Genomic DNA, 17,116 nt, shown 5'->3' on the forward strand with positions numbered 1-17,116 from the left:
CAACCTAAGCCAGCCCGAAACCGGGCGCCACCGACCAAAGGTGGACAACCCTCAGGCGGCGACCCGCGACGCCCGGACGCCGCGCCAGCCCAGGATCCCGATGAGCGTGCCCAGCACGAACGACACGACCGTCAGCACCGCGTGCACCACGAAGTACGCGGTCGGCGAGCCGTCCGGCGTCCAGGACTGGTCGCTCGCCCACAGGTTCTTGGCGAAGGTGATCCAGATGATCCACGACCACACGCCGAAGGCCAGCAGGAACATCGAGGTGCGCTTGGAAATCCGCATGCCCCTGAGTATGCGCGGGCCGCATCGGCGCTAGATTGCGTGGGTGCACTCTGTTGTCTCCCGGTCGCTCAAGGTCTTCACGACGACGCTCACCGCCGGTCTGCTGGCCCTGAGCACGCCGGTCCTCGCGGCCGCCGCGCCGCCGCAGGGCGCGCAGTGCGCGAACCACCAAGCGCCGCCGCCCGCGGTCGACACGTCCGAGAAACCGGCGCCCGGACGGGTGGCGCCACAGCCGCTCGCCGTGCCCGCCGCCCCCGTCGGCGGCCCGCGGCTGGCCGAGTGCGGCCTCATCACCCCGGACGGCGCGCTCAACCCGCCGGACGGCAACACCGCGGCGTCCTGGCTGGTGCAGGACCTCGACACCGGCGCGGTCATCGCGGCGAAGGACCCGCACGCCCGGCAGCGGCCGGCGTCGCTGATCAAGACGCTGCTCGCGCTCGTCGTCGTCACCCAGCTCAAGCCGGAGCAGGTGCTCGTCGCGACGAAGGAGGACGCCGAGCAGGAGTGCACCTGCGTCGGCATCGTCGCCGGCGGGAGCTACACCGTCGACCAGCTGCTGCACGGCCTGCTGATGCACTCCGGCAACGACGCCGCCCACGCGTTCGCCACGGCGCTCGGCGGGGTCGACGCCGCGGTGACGAAGATGAACGCGATGGCCGTCCGCGTCGGCGCCCTCGACACCCGCGCGGCGACGCCGTCGGGGCTGGACGGGCCGGGCATGTCGACGTCGGCCTACGACCTGAGCCTGATCTTCCACTACGCGATGAAGCAGCCGGAGTTCGCGAAGGCCGTCGCGACGAAGAACTTCGAGATCCCGGCGACCGGCGGCAAGCCGGCCATCCCGGTCTTCAACGACAACAAGCTGCTCGGCGTCTACCCGGGTTTCCTCGGCGGCAAGACCGGCTTCACCGACGACGCCCGCCACACCTACGTCGGCGCGGCGCAGCAGAAGGGCAAGCGGCTCGCCGTCGTCATGCTGCGGGCCGAGCAGAAGCCGACCAAGGTCGTCGACCAGGCCGGGAAGCTGCTCGACTACGGCTTCGCGCTGGAAGCCGACCACGCCCAGCCGGTCGGCCAGATCACCTACCAGGCCCCCGCCGCGACGCCCGAGGGCGGCGAACCGACGATCCTCCCGGACGGCAGCACCGCGACCAACAGCGGCACGTCCACCTCGGCGGCCGCCAAGGACGACCCGTTCGGCGTCACCGGCTGGATCATCACGCTCGTGGTGTTCCTGATCATCGTCGGCGCGTTCGTGGTCGGGCACCAGCGCAAGAAGGCCGCCGGGAACTAGCGGAACGCGGGCCCGGGCTCGGGGGTCACCTTGTCGGTGGTGATCGCGCCACCGCAGTGCCCGCAGGCGACGTACGTCTCGGCGATTTCGCCGCAGTCGTTGTGCCGCAACAGGATTGGCGGCCCGTCCGGCCCGGCGAGGTGCTTGTCGCCCCACTGCATGAGCGTGACGACGGCGCCGAACAGGTCCCGGCCGGCCTGCGTCAGGTGGTACTCCGGCCGGTCCGGTACTTCTTCGACACGCGCCAGCACGCCCGCCTCGGCCAGCGTCTTCAGCCGCGCGGACAACGTCGGGCGCGGGATCGACAGGTTGCGCGCGAACTCGCCGTAGCGCCGCACGCCGAAGAAGGACTCGCGCAGGATCAGCAGGCTCCACCGCTCGCCGACCAGGTCGAGCGCCCGGCCGACCGAGTCCGCCGTGAACCGGTGCCGGAGATCCGTCACAGCGCCAGCACCAGCTTGCCGGTGTTCTCGCCGCGGAACAGCTTGAGCAGCGTCTCCGGGAACTTCGCGATCCCGCCGGTGACGACGTCTTCGCGCGCCTTCAGCTTGCCTTCGCGCACCCACCCGGCCAGCGCTTCGATCGCTTCGGGGTACCGGTCGGCGTAGTCGGAGAAAACGAACCCGGTCATGGACGCGCGCTGCACCAGCAGCTGCATGTAGTTGGCCGGACCACGCGGGCCCTCGGTGCTGTTGTACTGCGAAACCGCGCCGCTCAGCACGATCCGGGCGCCGCGCGCGAGCCGGGCGAGGGCCGCTTCGAGGACTTCGCCGCCGACGTTGTCGAAGAAGACGTCGATCCCGCCGGGCGCGTGTTCCTTCAGGTCCGCGCGGAGGTTCCCGGCTCGGTGGTCGACGGCGGCGTCGAAGCCGTACTCCTCGACCAGCGTCCGGCACTTCTCCGTCCCGCCGGCGATGCCGACGACGCGGCAGCCGTGGATCTTCGCGAGCTGGCCGGTGACGATGCCGACCGACCCGGCCGCGGCCGACACCACGACGGTCTGGCCCGGCTCCGGGCGGCCGACGTCGAAAAGCCCGAAGTACGCGGTGATCCCGCTGATGCCGAGCGTCCCGAGGAACGTCGGCGCCGGGGCGAGTGACGTGTCGACGACCTGGACGCCCTTGCCGTCCGAGACGGCGAAGTTCTGCACGCCGAACGTGCCGAACACACTCTGCCCGGCCTTGAACCCGGGGTGGTTCGACTCGACGACCTCCGCGATCCCGGCCGCGCGCATGACCTCGCCGATCCCGACCGGCGGCACGTACGACCGGCCCGGGTTCATCCAGGTGCGCATCGCCGGGTCCAGCGAGAGGTACCGGACCTCGACGAGGAACTCGCCGTCACCGGGCGACGGGACGGCGTCCTCGGTGTACTGCCAGTCTTCGTCCTTCGGCAGGCCGGACGGGCGGGCGGCGAGGCGGTACTGGGCGTTGACGGGCACGGGGCTCCTCAGAACTGTTCGGTGCGGGCCGGGACGCCCAGCAGCAGCTTGCCGGACAGCTCGAAACTGGCCGGGTTGACCTGGAAGTGCGCGGTGGCCGTGTGCGCGTCGCGGAACCGGCGCTGCAGCGGTGACGTCTCGTAGATCGCCGCGCCGCCGGCGAGGTCGTACATGCTGTCGGCGACCTTCGCGGCGGTGCGCGTGGTGTGCGTGGCGGCCAGCCGGAGGCCGAGCTTGAGCTGGTCCGACACGGGGTCGGTGCCCTGCGCGGCCTGCCAGGCGTCGTCGATGCTGGTGTAGAAGAGCAGCCGCGCCGCGCGCAGACCGGCCTCGGCCTCCGCGACGGCGGCCTGCGTCTGCGACCGCTCGGCCAGCGACCGGCTGGAGCCGAGCGGCTTGCGCGTCGAGGCGAGCTCGACCAGGTCGTCGATCGCGCCGCGCGCGTTGCCCAGCGCGGCCGCGGCGACGGACAGCGCGAAGTAGCCGAAGAGCGGGAACCGGTGCAGCGCAACGGCTTCCTCCGGCGGCCCGCCCAGCACCGAGAAGACGCGGTGTTCGGGGACGAACAGTTCGTCGGCCACGCAGTCGTGGCTGCCGGTGCCGCGCAGGCCGTTGGTGTGCCAGGTGTCGAGGACTTCGATCTCGGCCTTCGGCAACGCCGCCACGTACAGCTCGCTTTCGTGCACGAAACCGGCGAAAAGCCAGTCGCAGTGCGGGATGCCGCTGCAGAACGGCCAGCGCCCGGAGACGACGTAACCGCCGTCGGTCTTCTTGCCGGCCCCGCGCGGCGCCCAGACACCGGCCGCGACGGTTCGAGGGTCGCCGAAGACCTCCTCGGCGCACTTACGCGGCGCGTACGCCGAGAGCAGGCTGCTCGTCACGGCGATCGAGACGCACCAGCCGGCCGACGCGTCGCCGCGCGCGACCGTCTCCGCCGTCTCGAGGCTGAGGGCGGGCGACGCTTCGGGGCCGCCGAGGTAACCGGGGACGCCGCTGCGCAGGAGCTGCGCGTCGGTCAGCTTCGCGACGAGCTCGGCCGGCAGCGCGCGGTTCCGCTCGGTGACCGGCGCGAGCGTCTTGGCGAGGGCGGCACACTCGCGGGCGGCGTCCAGCATGAAACCTCCGGTTCAGAATTCTTACCGGTTCAGTTTCTTTACCGCACGAGTCGCTGTCAAGACTTGCGACGGCCACCCAGCCACGCGAGCAGCGCACCCGCGCTGAACGCGCCCGCGACGGCGCCGAGGCCCGGCCCGCGCTGCACGGTGACGTTCTGCTCGAGCCGCACCGGCACCGGCGGCGCGATGACCTTGCGCTGGTTCTCCTTGGCCGTCGCGGTCCACGCCGTGACGAGCAGCAGGAAGCGCGAGACGAAGTTGGCGAACACGAGCAGGCCGATGACCGGGCCGAACAGCGCGAACGCCGGCGACTTCGTGACGCTGGCCAGGTAGAACGTGGCGGCCTGCTGCAGGATGACGAACCCGATGGAGGCGAACACCGCGCCCTTGACGGCGCTGCGCAGCGCGACACGTTCGCGCGGCAGGCGGGCGATGACCCAGAGGAAAACGAGGGTGTTGGCGGCCAGGCCGAGCACGATGGTCGCGATGCGGAGCAGGACCTTCGCCCAGGTCTCGTCCGCCAGCCCGACGAGCCCGAGCAGGAAGTTCCCGACACCGCCGCCGATCGCGGTCAGCGCGAACGAGACGACGAGCGCGACACCCAGCCCGACCAGCGCGACGAGGTCCTTGAGCGTCTGCTTGACGAACGGCTGCGGCTGCTTCTCCTGGCCCCACTGCGCGGTGAGCGCGTCACGCAGGTTCGCCATCCAGCCGATGCCGGAGTAGAGGGCGATCAGCAGGCCGAAGATCCCGATGCCGCTGCCGGCGCCGATCGCGGCGTCCACGATGCCCTGGACGAGGCTGCGCAGACCTGAGGGCACCGAGTTGTTGATGCTGTCCTTGATCTGGTTGATGACGGCCGGGTCGTGGTTGACGACCAGCCCGACCACGGCGAAGGCGACCATCAGGATCGGGATGACCGACAGGACGCTGAAGTAGGTGATGGCGGCCGCGTAGTGGTTGCCGTACCGCTCGGTGAAGGCCTCGTTCGCCCGGATCAGGTGATCGAGCCACGGGTACTTCCGCCGCAGCCGCGGCAGGAGCTTTTCCTTCTCTTCTTTGGTCGCCACTGTCTCGTTCGCCACCGTGAAACGCTAACCACGCCCGGTGACTCCCGCAACGCGAGCGGTTCATGTGAGGGAGGCGAGAAGGGCCTGGTAAGTCCGATCTTGATCACCGGCGGGCTTGCGCGTCCTGCCGCTCGGCGCGGAACTCGATCACGGCGTCGTACGCGGCGGAGCCTTTCGTCGGTGAGGTCGGCCGCCGATTCGATCTCCGACGTGCCCCTCGGAGGGCGACGCTGAATCGCCATGCCTGGCCGAACCCGGGCAGCGCATCATCGGCTCGGGAGACCGGCGAGTCGAACCGTCCTTCGGGTGGCGAGCCGGCGGCTATCGCACCGGCGGCAGGAACCCGATCCGCTGGTACGTCTTGGCCAGCGTCTTCGACGCGACCTCGCGCGCGCGTTCGGCGCCGGCGGCGAGGACCTTGTCCAGCTCGGCCACATCGTCCAAATAGGACTTGACCCGCTCTTGGATGGGCGTGACCCACTCGACGAAGACCTCGCCGAGGTCCTTCTTCAGGTCGCCGTAACCCTTGCCTTCGTAGGCAGCTTCGAGGTCGGGGATCGTGCGCTCGGTGAGCGCCGAGAAGATCGTCAGCAGGTTCGAGACGCCCGCCTTGTTCTCGGTGTCGAACACGACCTCGCGGCCGGTGTCGGTGACCGCCGAGCGGATCTTCTTCGCCGAGCGCTTCGGGTCTTCGAGCAGCTCGACGAGACCGTTCGCGGTGGACGCCGACTTGCTCATCTTGCTCGTCGGGTCCTGCAGGTCGTAGATCTTCGCCGTGTCCTTGATGATGTACGGCTCGGGCACGACGAACGTCTTGCCCAGCCGGTTGTTGAAGCGCTGTGCGAGGTCACGCGTCAGCTCGAGGTGCTGGCGCTGGTCCTCGCCGACCGGGACGGCGTCCGCCTGGTAGAGCAGGATGTCCGCGGCCTGCAGGATCGGGTACGTGAACAGGCCGACGCTGGAGCGGTCGGAGCCCTGCTTGGCCGACTTGTCCTTGAACTGCGTCATCCGGCCGGCCTCGCCGAACCCGGTCTGGCACTCCATGACCCAGCTCAGCTGGGCGTGCTCCGGCACGTGGCTCTGCACGAACAGGGCACTTCGCCGCGGGTCAATGCCGATGGCGAGCAGCTGCGCGGCCGAGACGCGGGTGCGCTGGCGCAGCACCTTCGGGTCCTGCTCGACGGTGATCGCGTGGAGGTCGACCACGCAGTAGAACGGCTCGTGCGTGTCCTGCAGCCGCACCCACTGGCGCAGCGCGCCGAGGTAGTTGCCGAGGTGGAACGAGTCGGCGGTCGGCTGGATCCCGGACAGGACCCGCGGGCGGCGGGCGGCTGCGATCTGCTCTTCGGACACGCGTGGATTCTTTCAGGCCGCGACGCGCTGACGGCGCCGAGGGGCCTCAGGCGTGCGGGTGCGGGGTCAGGAACGGGCGAGTCGGCACGGCGTCGGGCTCGGCCAGGACGGCCTCCGCCAGCGCCGTGACCGGGCCGGTGACCTCCGGGACGACCGGAACGGCCTCGACGATCTCGGCCGTGGAACGGGTCTTGCGGCGCTGGCGCAGCACACCCAGCGTCATGCCGACGATGCCGAGCGCGACGGCGACCAGGCCGACCGGGCCCAGCACGCCGAAGCTGTCGGAGTTGGAGTCGGCCTGCACGGTCGTGCCGTCGGCCAGTGCCGTGGCCGCGCCGGCGGCCAGCACGCTGGCCGGGACGAGCACGAGGACCGCACCTGCCCTGGCCGCGCGGACCCCGCGCAGCGTGGACCGCATCAGGAGTTGACCTGGGTTGCGCACCGGAGTGCCTCCCGCGAGTGACGAGCGAAACGCTCACCCAAACGAGTGAGACGCTGCGTGCTACTGGTCAAAAAACTACCGAGCGTGTCAAGGCCTGAAGACCCACTTGGCTCGGTGGCCGAGACTAGCGCTCAACCAGGAACACGATCCGGGCACCCCCAGGGTTCACAGCGATCACCCGAACGGTGTTGCGGAAGACGGAACGCTCATACCCAAAGTAGACACTGACCGATCGTTGTCCGGCCGCTGGTCACCCGTTCATCGCAACACCACCTCACGTACTGCCATTCGTAGCAGTTCACACTGCTCCGATCGCGGCCTCTTGGCTTCGACCCCGTTTCACTCGTTGGTGATTGGTCTATACCTCTTGGCGTAGCTCCGAAATTCGGAGTGACATCCGGGGCGCCGCCCCGGGCCCCCGAAATCCACCGTGACATCCGGGGCGCCGCCCCGGGCCGGGGGCTCCGCCACCCGGACCCCCGAAGTCCATCGGCTTGGTCGGACCGCGCACGACCGGGCATGACAGCAGAGGAGTCCCGCATGTCGTTCCCCCGGTTCCTGAAGCGCGCCGGAGTGGCGGTGGGCGCGCTCGCCGCCACCGCCGCGGCCGTCGTGCTCCCCACCACGACCGCGTCCGCCGCACCGGCCACTTCGGCCGCCGCGTTCGTCGTCAGCGAGGCCCAGTTCGACCAGATCTTCCCGGGCCGCAACAGCTTCTACACCTACAGCGGCCTGACCGCGGCGCTCGACGCGTACCCCGGCTTCGCGAACACCGGTGACGACACGGTGAAGAAGCAGGAAGCGGCCGCGTTCCTGGCGAACGTCAACCACGAGACCGGCGGCCTCGTCTACGTCGTCGAGCAGAACACCGCGAACTACCCGCACTACTGCGACACCAGCCAGTCCTACGGCTGCCCGGCGGGCACCGCGGCCTACTACGGCCGCGGCCCGATCCAGCTGAGCTGGAACTTCAACTACAAGGCCGCGGGCGACTCGCTCGGCATCGACCTGCTGAACAACCCGTACCTGGTCGAGCAGGACGCGGCCGTCGCGTGGAAGACCGGTCTTTGGTACTGGAACACGCAGAGCGGGCCGGGCACGATGACCCCGCACGACGCGATGGTGAACCAGCGCGGCTTCGGCGAGACCATCCGCAGCATCAACGGCTCGATCGAGTGCAACGGCGGCAACCCGGCGCAGGTCCAGAGCCGGATCGACAAGTACACGCAGATCACCGGGATCCTCGGCGTGCCGACGGGTGACAACCTGTCCTGCTGACGTCCGGCGCTGGCGGGCAGGGCCTTCCCTCGCGGGGAGGCCCTGTCCGCGTTTCACGGGGTGTCGTACTCCCGGAGGAGCTTGCGCAGGACGTCGTCGAGGAGGCCAAGTTCCTTGCCCCGCAACGAAGAGAGCAGCTCGGTGACGTTCGCGGTGTGCTCGGTCATCGCGGCGTCGACGACCTCGAAACCCCGGTCGGTCAAGCGGATGCGGAAGCTGCGGCGGTCGTTCGGGTCGAGCGTGCGCTCGACGAACCCGGCTGCTTCGAGACGATCGAGGCGGCTCGTCATGCCCGCGCGGGACATCATCAGCGTCGCGGACAGCTCCGACGGGATCAGCGTGTAGGGCTCCCCCGAGCGGCGCAGCGCGGCCAGGACGTCGAACTCCCCGCGTTGCAGGCCGAACTTGCCGAAGACGCGCTCCTGCGCCGGGCCGAGCACGAGGCTCAGCCGGCCGAGCCGGCCGGCGACGCCGATGGCGGTCAGGTCGAGGTCGGGGCGTTCACGGGCCCACGCCGACACCACGGCGTCGACGGCGTCTTCGTCAGTCACGCGCGCAGTCTATTCGATCCCGGATAGTTTGACAGCGAACTATCAGTCGTGGAACCATCCTGGCATGACGACATTGCTGGTACGCCACGACGAAGCCGAGCAGCTCGGCACGACACCCGACACGATGACGCTGCTCGCCGACGTCTCCCAGACGGGCGGGCACCTGAGCACGAACCGCGCGGCACTGGGCCGCGGACGCGACGGCGCGACGCCGCACTTCCACACGGCGTCGGCGGAGATGTTCTTCATGCTCGACGGCGAGCTGGAGGTCCTTCAGGACGAGGAGGTCGTGACGGTGCGGACCGGCGACATGCTGTTCGTGCCGCCGCACACGACGCACGCCTTCGGCGCGACTTCGCGCTCGGCCGCGGACGTGCTGATCGTGTTCACACCCGGCGTCGAGCGCTTCGAGTACTTCCGGATGATCGACCGGATCCGGCGCGGCGAGGCGTCGCCAGCGGAGATCCTGGCGTCGCAGGACCGGTTCGACAACCACTTCGTGGACAGCGAGGCCTGGCGCGCCGTCCGCGCGGCCTAGATGTCGTAGGTGGCGGTGACCGGCGCGTGGTCGGACCAGCGCTGGTCGTAGGCGGCGGCGCGTTCGACGACGACGTCCACGACCTTCTCGGCGAGCCCGGGGGTGGCGAGCTGGCAGTCGATGCGCCAGCCGGAGTCGTTGTCGAAGGCCTGGCCGCGGTAGGACCACCAGGTGTAGGGGCCGGGGCCTTCGGGGTCGAGGCGGCGCTGGACGTCGGTGTAGCCGGCCTCGGTGTAGACGCGGCCGAGCCACTCGCGTTCCCCGGGCAGGAAGCCGGAGTTCTTGCGGTTGCCGCGCCAGTTCTTGAGGTCGGCGTTGTCGTAGGCGATGTTCCAGTCCCCCACGACGACCACTTCCCGCCCATCGGCGGCGGCCTTCGCCCGCAGCTCGACGAGGTAGGGCAGGAACGCGGCCATGAAGCGTTCCTTTTCGTCCTGGCGCTCGGTGCCGACATCCCCGCTGGGCAGGTAGAGACTCGCGACGACGACCTTCGGCAGGTGGACTTCGAGGTAGCGCCCGCTGTCCTCGAACTCGGGCTCCCCGAAGCCGATCCGCACTTCACCGGGCTCGACCCGGCTGTAGACGGCGACACCGTTGCGCCCCTTGGCGGAGGAGGGAGCGTGCACCGCGAACCAGCCTTCGGGTGCAACGACGTCGGCGGGAAGCTGCTCCGCCGTGGCGCGCACCTCCTGGCAGCAGACGACCTCGGCCTTCGTGGTGGCGAGCCACTCGACGAAGCCCTTCTTGGCGGCGGCGCGAAGGCCGTTGACGTTCACGGTGGAGACGGTCAGCACGCACTGCACGTTACCGGCCGGGGATGGGGAGACCGTGGTGCCGGGGTCGTTGCGTCGGGGGTCGGTTGTATCCGGGGTCGGCCCTGCGGCGCGGGCTCAGCTTGACGGCGGTCGGCTCACCGGCCGCGGACTCGACCCGGCGGCTGTGGCTTGGCGGATGCAGGCACGGCCTCCACGATTGCGGACTCGACCCGGCGGCCGTGGGGGCGGTGGGTGCAGGCATGGCTCCGCGACTGAGACTCCGCGGCCACAGTCTCGGCTGACGACTGCGGACTCGGCCCAGGGGCTCCGGCTCGCTGGCTGCAGAGCTCGGTGGCTGCGGGGCTCGGTTAACCGCCGGGCTCGGTGGACTGCGGACTTGGCCCGGCGGCTCTGGCTCGCTCACTGCGGGGCTCAATAGGGGGACTGCCGGGCTCGGCGGGCAGCGGACTCGGCCCAGCAGCTCCGGCTCGCTGGCTGCGGAGCTGGGTGGGCTGCGGAGCTGGGTGGGCTGCGGAGCTGGGTGGACTGCGGAGCTGGGTGGACTGCGGAGCTCGGTGGACTGCGGAGCTCGGTGGACTGCGGGGCCGGGTGGGCTGCGGGGCCGGGTGGGCTGCGGGGCTCGGTGGGCTGCGGGGCTCGGTGGGCTGCGGGGCTCGGTGGGGGCTGCGGGGGCCGGCGAAATCGGGGCGGGTGGCCGCCGTCGTTCTGTCAGACTGCCGGGCATGAGCCAGCTGACCGTGCTCGGTAGTTGCGGGGCCTTTCCGGAGCCCGGGCGCGCTTGCGCCGGGTTTCTGCTCGAACACGACGGATTCCGCGTCGTGCTCGATCTCGGGTACGGCGCCGCCTCGCGGTTGTTCGCGCACAGCCGGGATCGGCTGCCCGATGCCGTCGTCGTGACGCACGAGCATCCCGACCACTGCGCGGACGTGAGCGCGCTCGGGCGGGCCTGGCACTACACGGTCCAGGAGCCGTCCCAGGATCGGCCGCGGCTGCCGTTGCACTGCACGCCCGGCACCGTCCGGCGCCTCGAAGCGCTGGAGCCGCGGCCGGCGCCGGCCGAGCTGTTCGAGGTGCACGACCTCGGCTCGCCGACGACGCTCGGACCGTTCCGGCTCACGCCGTACCCGCTGCCGCACTTCCTGCCCAACTTCGGGGTACGGCTCAGCGCGCCCGGGCTGACGGTGGCCTACACCGGCGACACGGGACCGTCGCCGGCGCTGGCGGACCTCGGCCGCGACGCGGACCTGGTCATCAGCGACGCCACCCTCCGCACCCCGCCGCCGGAGGGACAACCCCGCTTCCTGATGACCGCCGCGGAGGCGGGCCACTGGGCCGCCCGAGCCGGCGCGCGCCGGCTCCTGCTGACCCACTTCTGGCCCGGCACCGACCGGGACGCGTCCGCAGCCGAGGCCCGCGCCGAGTTCGACGGCGAAGTGCTGGTCGCGGAGGAAGATCTCACCGTCGTGCTCTGACCCCCGTCACAGCACGGTCCCCTGGCTCGATCTCCTCCGGACGACGCACATCCGTCGCCACCCTCGACGCGGGCTCCCCAGCGCCGCGCAGCCCACGCGCGCTCCCCAGCGTCGCGCCAGACCCCCGCTCGGCTCCCACGTGCGATCCCAGACCTCCGCTCAACCTCCGCACGCGCTCCCCAGGGCCGCGCCAGACCTCCGCCCAGCCCCGAGGGCGCTCCTCACGTCGCGCTCGACCGCCAGCCTCCGCACGCGCTCCCCAGCGCCGTGCCCGACCACCGCTCGGCCCAACATGCGCCCCGTCGCGCCGACCGCCGCTCAGCCATCACGTGCGCTCCCCAGCGCCGTGCGCGACCGCCGCCCAGCCCCACATGTGCTCCCCAGCGCGCCGCGCCTGACCGCCGCCCAGCCCCCACGTGCCTCCCCAGCGCCGCCAGACCTCCGCTCGGCTCCCACGTGCGGTCCCAGACCTCCGCTCAGCCTCCGCACGCGCTCCCCAGCGCCGTGCTCAGCCGTCGTCCGGTCGACCCCGCCTGCCCGCGAAACTCCCCCTGGAGACCCCGCGGACAACCGCCGCCGCTCGTGGCGCGCCCAGCTCCCAAACACCCTCCTCCCCCGGCGAACCACTCACCGACCTGCGGGTTTTCGTCGAGGTCAGTTCTAACACCCACCACCGACAAAAAACGCGCCTTGACCCCGAAAGCTATGAGTCGTAGCTTTAAAGCTATGCTAAGTAACCAGAGTCATGTCGCCTAGGGCCGGGCTCACCACCCACGGCGTCGTCGACCTCGCGCTCGCCGTCATCGACGAGAGCGGGCCCGGTGAGCTGAGCCTCGCCAGGATCGCCGAGCGGGCCGGGGTCTCCGCGCCCTCGCTCTACAAGCACGTCAAGAACCTCGCCGACCTGCGGCGGCTCGTCGATCTGCGGGTGGTCCAGGAGATGGCCGGCGTCCTGCGCGCCGCCGCCACCGGGCGCGCGGGGAGCCAAGCCGTCGGCGCGGTCGCCGACGCCTATCGGGACTACCTGCGGCAGCACCCGCACCGGACCGGGGCGCTCGCCACGGATCCGGATCGGGGGGACGCCGAACTGAGCACCGCGACCCACGCCGTCGCCGAGGTCGTCTTCGCCGTGCTCCGGCCCTACGGCTTCGACCACGCGCGGTCCGTGCACGCGACGCGCTGTCTTCGCGCGGCCGTCCACGGCTTCGCCGGGCTCGAGGCCTCCGGGGGCTTCGGGCGGCCCGAAGACGTCGGCGAGAGCTTCGAAGTCCTCAAGACCATGCTCGTCCAAGGTCTCAAAACCTATGCAGAGAAAGAGAACCCACGATGACCTTCATCATCGCCGTGCTGCTCTTCACGGTCGGGCTGGGCGTGCTCGACGCCCGCTTCCCCTGGACGGAGGCCCGCAGATGATCGCCGGGCACTTCGGGCTGGCGGCCGCGGTCAAGGCCGGCCGCCCGGCCATTCCCGTGTGGACACTCATGCTCGCCGGCGCGTGGCTGGACGTCGTGTTCGTCCCGCTCTACCTGTCCGGCGTCGAGACGATCGACGGCGCGGGCGGCTACGGCGCGGGCGTCATCCACGCCGACTACACGCACTCCCTCGTCGGTGCGCTCGTGCTCGCCGCGCTGTTCGGCGCCGTCGCCGCGTGGCGGCTCGGCCGGGAAGCCGGGCTGGTCCTCGGCGCCGTCGTGTTCTCGCACTGGCTGCTCGACCTCGTCGTGCACCGCGCGGACCTGCCGATCCTGCCCGGCAACGCCGGCGACCTGCCGACGTTCGGCTTCGGGCTCTGGCGGCTGCCCGCCGTCTCGGCTGTCGTCGAGCTGCTGATGCTGGTCATCGGCATCGGCCTCTACTGGCGCGCGGCGGCCAAGCGCGACCCGAAACGCGCGCGGGTCCTGGGGCTGACCGCCGCGCTGTGCGGCGTCATCACCCTCGGTACCGATCTGCTGGGAGTCTGATCAGCAGGCGGACCCCGCGACCGGCTCGGTGAACGCGGCGGCGACCCACTTGTCGTCGGCGATCTTGCGGAAGCCGTTCTGCACCCCCGGCAGGGCGTCGAACTGGGCGTCCCGCAAGTACTTGCCGACGATCTTCGCGTTGCCGTCGGCGGTTTCGCGGGCGTTGAGGACGTCCGCGATCACCGTGACCTTGCACCCGGTGGCCGACGCTCCGGACGCCTGCTTGTTCGTGTTCAACGCGTAGATGACGATGACCGCGACGATGGCACCGACGATGATCAGCGTTTTCTTCGACATACGAGGACCACGCCTTCCTTCACCACGAATCCCGTCCTACGCCAAGGGTAGGCAATCCTTTACCCGAACGAATAGCGCCGGGCGGCGTAACCACCCGGAGGCGCCAATCAAGGCCCTCCGGCGGTGACGCAGGGTGCTCGCCGAACCACGCGAAAGCCCCCTTCCCGGCATTCCGGGAAGGGGGCTTCACAGCACGGAGCAATCAGCCCTGGGCGATCTTCTTGGCCAGGTTGTCGTCCAGCGTCGCGAGGAACTCCTCGGTGGTCTGGAACGGCTGGTCCTTGCTGATGAGCAGCGCCAGGTCCTTCGTCATCTGGCCGGACTCGACCGTCTCGACGACGACCTCTTCCAGCTTGTTGGCGAAGCCGATGAGCTCCTGGTTGCCGTCCAGCTTGCCGCGGTGCTCGAGGCCGCGGGTCCAGGCGTAGATCGACGCGATCGGGTTCGTCGACGTCGGCTTGCCCTGCTGGTGCTGGCGGTAGTGCCGGGTGACCGTGCCGTGCGCGGCCTCGGCCTCGACGGTCCGGCCGTCCGGCGTGCGCAGCACCGACGTCATCAGGCCGAGCGAGCCGAAGCCCTGCGCGACCGTGTCGGACTGGACGTCACCGTCGTAGTTCTTGCACGCCCAGACGTAGCCGCCCTCCCACTTCATCGCCGCGGCGACCATGTCGTCGATCAGGCGGTGCTCGTAGGAGATGCCCTTGGCGTCGAACTCGGCCTTGAACTCGGCCTGGAAGATCTCCTCGAAGACGTCCTTGAACTGGCCGTCGTAGGCCTTCAGGATCGTGTTCTTGGTGGAGAGGTACACCGGCAGGCCGCGGTCGAGACCGTACTGGAGCGAGGCGCGCGCGAAGTCCTCGATCGACTTCTTGTAGTTGTACATCCCCATCGCGACGCCGCCGCCCTCGGGGAACTTCGCGACCTCGAACTCCATCGGCTCGGAGCCGTCGTCCGGGGTGTAGCTGATGGTCAGCGTGCCCGGGCCGGGGACCTTGAAGTTGGTCGCCTTGTACTGGTCGCCGTGGGCGTGGCGGCCGATGATGATCGGCTTCGTCCACGTCGGCACCAGCCGCGGGATGTTCTGGATGACGATCGGCTCGCGGAAGATCACGCCACCGAGGATGTTGCGGATGGTCCCGTTCGGGGACAGCCACATCTTCTTGAGGCCGAACTCTTCGACGCGCGCTTCGTCCGGGGTGATCGTGGCGCACTTGACGCCGACGCCGTGCTTCTTGATGGCGTTCGCGGAGTCGATGGTGACCTGGTCGTCGGTGCGGTCCCGCTCCTCGATACCCAGGTCGTAGTAGTCCAGGTTCACGTCCAGGTACGGGTGGATCAGCTTGTCCTTGATGAACTGCCAGATAATGCGGGTCATCTCATCGCCGTCGAGTTCGACGACGGTGCCCTGGACCTTGATCTTGGCCATGAGCAGCGGTGCTCCTTCCGCGGATCTTCGCGTTCTTCTTTTAAGTCTCGCCGGTAGCGGTACAAGCGTACTGCTTGACGCAGCTGGATGGTTCAAGTAGTGGTCGGCATCAAGTCTCCACCCGTGGATTGTGGCCGGGATCACCGGGCACGACCTGCCGGTCACCCGATCCGACCGCTCGCCGAGCGATCGTCGCGCCGATGGGGTGAACCAGGGCACGATGCCATCCGTGAACTCATCATGCGGGAGGTGACGGCCATGTCGACCCATCGGTACGCCGAATACGAAGACGAATACGACGACTACGACGACACCCCGGACGTGCCAGAAGAACGGCCGCGCCGAGGCGTCGCCCATCTGGTGAGCGCGCTGGGCGGGCTCCTGCTGACCCCGGTCGCGCTGGGCCTGCTGAGCTGGGGCGGGCTGCGGCAGCAGCAGCTGATCCAGGCCACGCTGAGCACCAACCGCGACCCGCTCGGCATCGCACTGCTGGCCGGCGGGGCGATCCTGCTGCTGGTCGTCGCCGCGCTCGGCGCGCTGTCCGCCACCGGCCCGATCCTGGGCGGGCTGATCTACGGCGTGCTGCCCGGCGTCGCCGCGATGGCCGTCCCCGAATGGGGCTTCAAGCTGGTCAACCTGATGCCGAAGAGCGACATCGCCTACGGCGTCATGGACTTCCTGTTCATCGGCGGGCTGCTGGGCGTGGGCTTCCTGCTCGTCGGCAGCGGCCTGGCCAACGCGCTGGTCCGGCGGCGCCGCGAAGCCTGACGCGCGCCGGTGGCAAACTCGGCGGATGGGACTGTTCACCGTCGCGGAGGCATGTGACGAACTGGCGCGGCTGCGGCCGGTCCTCGACGAACTGGTGCGCGTCCGCGCCGACGCCGCCGAGCTCGCCGCGTCGCTGCGGCCCGGTGGCCGGGCGACGGAACTGGGCGGGCTGCCCGAGTGGAAGGCCGCGCAGGCCCGGCTCGACGACTTGATGACGACGGTCCAGCGCACCGGCGCCGAGCTGAAGGGCTTCGCGCCGCTGCTGGTCGACTTCCCGGCCGAACTGGACGGCGTCGACGTCCTGCTGTGCTGGCTCGAAGGCGACCCCGAGCTGCGGTGGTACCACCGCACCGACCTCGGCTTCGCGGGTCGCCGTCCGCTGAAAACGGCTGGTCGGCCCGGCTAGGTTGGTGTCGTGGACCACGACACCAGAGCCGATTTCTTCGACAGCACAGCCGAGAACTACGACGAAGACACTTTTCACCCTTCGGTGGCGGAAGCGCTGGTCTCGCCCCTGCCGGACAGTCCGGAGCTGGTCCTCGACGTCGCGTGCGGAACGGGCTTCGCGGCGTACGCGGCGTTGCGGCTGAAGCCCTCGCGAGTGCTGGCCGTCGACCTGTCGCCGGCGATGGTCGCGCGGGCCGAGGCGAAGGCGCCTTCGCAGGACCCGTCGGGAGTGATCACGTGGCAGGTCGGGCCGGCGGTGCCGATGCCGGCCGAAGACCACTCGGCGGACGTCGTGCTGTGCGCGTCCTCGCTGCACTTCCTGGGCGCGGTGGCGTTCGCCGACTGGCTCCGCGTGCTGCGACCGGGCGGGCGGCTGGCGTTCTCGGTGGTGTCCGGGCTGCGGTTCCGGCCGTCCGGGCCGTTCGGGGCCTTCGTCCCGCGGGATCTCACGTTCCCGGCGGACGAGGCCGAGGCCGGGGCGCTGGCAGCCGGGTTCGTGGACGTTTCGGCGAAGACTTTCACGGCCGGGACGCGGAGCGTCTTCGTGGTGCACGCGACGGCTCCGTGAACCTCGACCTGGCGCGGCTCAGGCCGTGAGG

Annotated in this window: 20 protein-coding genes; 9 read left to right on the forward strand and 11 right to left on the reverse strand. The window is 70.2% G+C overall.

Annotation, left to right across the window (positions count from 1 at the left end; translation table 11 throughout):
- Positions 1-51: 51 nt before the first annotated feature.
- On the reverse strand, positions 52-288 hold the full coding sequence (locus tag OG494_RS32615) for an SCO4848 family membrane protein (RefSeq protein WP_328445272.1): 237 nt from the start codon (positions 286-288) through the stop codon (positions 52-54).
- A 43-nt stretch (positions 289-331) separates the two neighbouring features.
- On the opposite strand from OG494_RS32615, the gene OG494_RS32620 reads away from it, so the two are divergent.
- Positions 332-1,582, forward strand: a complete 1,251-nt coding sequence (locus OG494_RS32620; RefSeq protein ID WP_328445274.1) for a D-alanyl-D-alanine carboxypeptidase family protein — start codon at positions 332-334, stop codon at positions 1,580-1,582.
- Here OG494_RS32620 and OG494_RS32625 read toward each other — a convergent pair.
- The 6 genes from OG494_RS32625 to OG494_RS32650 form a co-directional block, all read right to left on the reverse strand.
- Positions 1,579-2,025: a winged helix-turn-helix transcriptional regulator gene (locus OG494_RS32625; protein WP_328445276.1), complete on the reverse strand. Its 447-nt coding sequence runs from the start codon at positions 2,023-2,025 to the stop codon at positions 1,579-1,581. The genes OG494_RS32620 and OG494_RS32625 overlap by 4 nt on opposite strands.
- Positions 2,022-3,023: an NADP-dependent oxidoreductase gene (locus tag OG494_RS32630; RefSeq protein WP_328445278.1), complete on the reverse strand. Its 1,002-nt coding sequence runs from the start codon at positions 3,021-3,023 to the stop codon at positions 2,022-2,024. The genes OG494_RS32625 and OG494_RS32630 overlap by 4 nt, the downstream gene beginning before the upstream one ends.
- Positions 3,024-3,031: 8 nt before the next feature.
- Positions 3,032-4,138, reverse strand: a complete 1,107-nt coding sequence (locus OG494_RS32635) for an acyl-CoA dehydrogenase family protein (RefSeq protein ID WP_328445280.1) — start codon at positions 4,136-4,138, stop codon at positions 3,032-3,034.
- 56 nt (positions 4,139-4,194) lie between these two features.
- A complete protein-coding gene (yhjD, locus tag OG494_RS32640) occupies positions 4,195-5,223 on the reverse strand; it encodes an inner membrane protein YhjD (RefSeq protein ID WP_328445282.1) in 1,029 nt (342 codons plus the stop codon).
- A gap of 306 nt (positions 5,224-5,529) precedes the next feature.
- Positions 5,530-6,561, reverse strand: a complete 1,032-nt coding sequence (trpS, locus tag OG494_RS32645) for a tryptophan--tRNA ligase (protein ID WP_328445284.1) — start codon at positions 6,559-6,561, stop codon at positions 5,530-5,532.
- Between the two features lie 46 nt (positions 6,562-6,607).
- A complete protein-coding gene (locus OG494_RS32650; RefSeq protein ID WP_328445286.1) occupies positions 6,608-6,979 on the reverse strand; it encodes a hypothetical protein in 372 nt (123 codons plus the stop codon).
- A gap of 564 nt (positions 6,980-7,543) precedes the next feature.
- Between OG494_RS32650 and OG494_RS32655 the strand changes: the two genes are divergently transcribed.
- Positions 7,544-8,281 carry a chitinase gene (locus OG494_RS32655; RefSeq protein ID WP_328445288.1) on the forward strand — a complete coding sequence of 246 codons (738 nt, stop codon included), beginning with the start codon at positions 7,544-7,546 and terminating at the stop codon, positions 8,279-8,281.
- A gap of 53 nt (positions 8,282-8,334) precedes the next feature.
- On the opposite strand, the gene OG494_RS32660 is transcribed toward OG494_RS32655, so the two are convergent.
- Positions 8,335-8,832: a MarR family winged helix-turn-helix transcriptional regulator gene (locus OG494_RS32660; protein ID WP_328445290.1), complete on the reverse strand. Its 498-nt coding sequence runs from the start codon at positions 8,830-8,832 to the stop codon at positions 8,335-8,337.
- A gap of 64 nt (positions 8,833-8,896) precedes the next feature.
- Between OG494_RS32660 and OG494_RS32665 the strand changes: the two genes are divergently transcribed.
- On the forward strand, positions 8,897-9,370 hold the full coding sequence (locus OG494_RS32665; protein ID WP_328445292.1) for a cupin domain-containing protein: 474 nt from the start codon (positions 8,897-8,899) through the stop codon (positions 9,368-9,370).
- On the opposite strand, the gene OG494_RS32670 is transcribed toward OG494_RS32665, so the two are convergent.
- Positions 9,367-10,173 (reverse strand): exodeoxyribonuclease III, encoded by an 807-nt coding sequence (locus OG494_RS32670; protein ID WP_328445294.1) that lies wholly within the window; start codon positions 10,171-10,173, stop codon positions 9,367-9,369. The genes OG494_RS32665 and OG494_RS32670 overlap by 4 nt on opposite strands.
- Positions 10,174-10,868: 695 nt before the next feature.
- On the opposite strand from OG494_RS32670, the gene OG494_RS32675 reads away from it, so the two are divergent.
- The 3 genes from OG494_RS32675 to OG494_RS32685 all read left to right on the forward strand — a co-directional run bounded on the left by OG494_RS32675 (position 10,869) and on the right by OG494_RS32685 (position 13,579).
- Positions 10,869-11,618 carry an MBL fold metallo-hydrolase gene (locus OG494_RS32675; RefSeq protein ID WP_328445296.1) on the forward strand — a complete coding sequence of 250 codons (750 nt, stop codon included), beginning with the start codon at positions 10,869-10,871 and terminating at the stop codon, positions 11,616-11,618.
- 745 nt (positions 11,619-12,363) lie between these two features.
- Complete coding sequence (locus OG494_RS32680) at positions 12,364-12,948, forward strand: TetR/AcrR family transcriptional regulator (protein ID WP_328445298.1); 585 nt, start codon at positions 12,364-12,366, stop codon at positions 12,946-12,948.
- A 79-nt stretch (positions 12,949-13,027) separates the two neighbouring features.
- On the forward strand, positions 13,028-13,579 hold the full coding sequence (locus OG494_RS32685; RefSeq protein ID WP_328445300.1) for a permease: 552 nt from the start codon (positions 13,028-13,030) through the stop codon (positions 13,577-13,579).
- Here OG494_RS32685 and OG494_RS32690 read toward each other — a convergent pair whose 3' ends face one another.
- Both OG494_RS32690 and OG494_RS32695 read right to left on the reverse strand, forming a co-directional pair.
- Positions 13,580-13,876 (reverse strand): SH3 domain-containing protein, encoded by a 297-nt coding sequence (locus tag OG494_RS32690; RefSeq protein WP_328445302.1) that lies wholly within the window; start codon positions 13,874-13,876, stop codon positions 13,580-13,582.
- 202 nt (positions 13,877-14,078) lie between these two features.
- Entirely contained in the window at positions 14,079-15,302 is a 1,224-nt protein-coding gene (locus OG494_RS32695) for an NADP-dependent isocitrate dehydrogenase (protein WP_328445304.1), read from the reverse strand.
- Positions 15,303-15,560: 258 nt separating this feature from the next.
- Here OG494_RS32695 and OG494_RS32700 point away from each other — a divergent pair, with 258 nt between their 5' ends.
- From OG494_RS32700 to OG494_RS32710, 3 genes are read left to right on the forward strand one after another with little or no spacing between them, the layout of a single operon-like run.
- Entirely contained in the window at positions 15,561-16,070 is a 510-nt protein-coding gene (locus tag OG494_RS32700; protein ID WP_328445306.1) for a hypothetical protein, read from the forward strand.
- A gap of 25 nt (positions 16,071-16,095) precedes the next feature.
- The gene (locus tag OG494_RS32705) at positions 16,096-16,476 is read left to right on the forward strand and encodes a DUF2203 domain-containing protein (protein ID WP_328445308.1); all 381 of its coding nucleotides are present in this window, start codon (positions 16,096-16,098) and stop codon (positions 16,474-16,476) included.
- A gap of 9 nt (positions 16,477-16,485) precedes the next feature.
- Positions 16,486-17,085, forward strand: coding sequence for a class I SAM-dependent methyltransferase (locus OG494_RS32710; RefSeq protein ID WP_328445310.1), 600 nt, complete (start codon positions 16,486-16,488; stop codon positions 17,083-17,085).
- The last annotated feature ends 31 nt before the right edge of the window (positions 17,086-17,116 follow it).

Origin of the sequence: Amycolatopsis sp. NBC_00438, assembly GCF_036026695.1 — a bacterium.
Lineage (GTDB): Bacteria > Actinomycetota > Actinomycetes > Mycobacteriales > Pseudonocardiaceae > Amycolatopsis.

Bases quoted from the DNA above. Each gene is read 5' to 3' on its own strand.
- OG494_RS32650 (WP_328445286.1), bottom strand. From the start codon at position 6,979: ATGCGGTCCACGCTGCGCGGGGTCCGCGCGGCCAGGGCAGGTGCGGTC.
- OG494_RS32675 (WP_328445296.1), top strand. From the start codon at position 10,869: ATGAGCCAGCTGACCGTGCTCGGTAGTTGCGGGGCCTTTCCGGAGCCC.
- OG494_RS32700 (WP_328445306.1), top strand. From the start codon at position 15,561: ATGTCGACCCATCGGTACGCCGAATACGAAGACGAATACGACGACTAC.
- OG494_RS32665 (WP_328445292.1), top strand. From the start codon at position 8,897: ATGACGACATTGCTGGTACGCCACGACGAAGCCGAGCAGCTCGGCACG.
- OG494_RS32635 (WP_328445280.1), bottom strand. From the start codon at position 4,138: ATGCTGGACGCCGCCCGCGAGTGTGCCGCCCTCGCCAAGACGCTCGCG.
- OG494_RS32685 (WP_328445300.1), top strand. From the start codon at position 13,028: ATGATCGCCGGGCACTTCGGGCTGGCGGCCGCGGTCAAGGCCGGCCGC.
- OG494_RS32695 (WP_328445304.1), bottom strand. From the start codon at position 15,302: ATGGCCAAGATCAAGGTCCAGGGCACCGTCGTCGAACTCGACGGCGAT.
- OG494_RS32655 (WP_328445288.1), top strand. From the start codon at position 7,544: ATGTCGTTCCCCCGGTTCCTGAAGCGCGCCGGAGTGGCGGTGGGCGCG.
- OG494_RS32705 (WP_328445308.1), top strand. From the start codon at position 16,096: ATGGGACTGTTCACCGTCGCGGAGGCATGTGACGAACTGGCGCGGCTG.
- OG494_RS32615 (WP_328445272.1), bottom strand. From the start codon at position 288: ATGCGGATTTCCAAGCGCACCTCGATGTTCCTGCTGGCCTTCGGCGTG.
- OG494_RS32680 (WP_328445298.1), top strand. From the start codon at position 12,364: ATGTCGCCTAGGGCCGGGCTCACCACCCACGGCGTCGTCGACCTCGCG.
- OG494_RS32690 (WP_328445302.1), bottom strand. From the start codon at position 13,876: ATGTCGAAGAAAACGCTGATCATCGTCGGTGCCATCGTCGCGGTCATC.